We start from the raw sequence: 1,138 nt of genomic DNA, 5'->3' as shown, positions 1-1,138 counted from the left end.
TTGAGTATTAAGTATTAAGACTAAATCAGTACAATACTTACATTATACAATTTTACAATATACATTATACAATTTTACAACATACATAATATAACACAAAAAATGAACATAAATAAATTAACAATCAAATCGCAAGAAGCGCTGCAGCAAGCACAGCAGATTGCACAAAGTTTCCAACAACAACAAGTTGAAAACGAACACCTATTTAAAGGAATTCTCGAAGTTGACGAGAACGTTACTCCTTTCCTATTGAAGAAACTCAACGTAAACATTGATTTATTCAAGAAAATACTGGACAGTACTATTCAAAGTTTTCCAAAAGTTTCTGGAGGCGATTTAATGTTTTCTCGAGAAGCAAGTACAACTTTAAATGAGGCCGAAATCATTGCCAAGAAAATGAACGACGAATTCGTTTCGATTGAACATTTAATCTTAGCTATTTTCAAATCTAAAAGCAAAATCGCCCAAATCTTAAAAGACCAAGGCGTAACCGAAAAAGGATTGCAAGCCGCGATTACCGAAATGCGTAAAGGCGAAAGAGTAACATCTGCTTCTGCCGAAGAAACTTATAACGCTTTGAACAAATACGCCAAAAACTTAAACGAATTGGCTAAAAATGGCAAACTCGACCCAGTAATTGGTCGCGATGAAGAAATTCGTAGAGTATTGCAAATTTTAACGAGAAGAACAAAAAACAATCCGATGTTGGTTGGTGAACCTGGAGTTGGTAAAACTGCTATTGCCGAAGGTTTAGCACACCGAATTGTAGATGGCGATGTACCTGAAAATCTGAAAGACAAAATCGTTTTCTCTTTAGATATGGGCGCATTAATTGCTGGTGCAAAATACAAAGGTGAATTTGAAGAACGACTAAAATCGGTGGTGAAAGAAGTGACTTCTGCCGAAGGCGATATCGTACTTTTCATTGACGAAATTCATACGCTAGTTGGCGCTGGAGGTGGCGAAGGTGCGATGGATGCAGCTAACATTCTAAAACCAGCTTTGGCTCGTGGCGAATTACGTGCGATTGGTGCAACGACATTAGACGAATATCAAAAATATTTCGAAAAAGATAAAGCGCTTGAACGTCGTTTCCAGAAAGTAATGGTCGATGAACCCGATACCGAAAGTGCGATTT

Annotated in this window: 1 protein-coding gene; it reads left to right on the top strand. The window is 37.3% G+C overall.

Annotated elements, in window-relative coordinates; genetic code table 11:
- Positions 1-102: 102 nt before the first annotated feature.
- The coding region (locus DIU01_RS04920; RefSeq protein ID WP_290832127.1) for a Clp protease N-terminal domain-containing protein at positions 103-1,138 on the top strand (1,036 nt) is incomplete at its 3' end.

The sequence above is a fragment of the Flavobacterium sp. genome (assembly GCF_003525665.1).
Taxonomy (GTDB): domain Bacteria; phylum Bacteroidota; class Bacteroidia; order Flavobacteriales; family Flavobacteriaceae; genus Flavobacterium.
The sequence above is the reverse complement of the archived record's forward strand: the minus strand, read 5'-3'. Positions and strand labels throughout refer to the sequence as shown.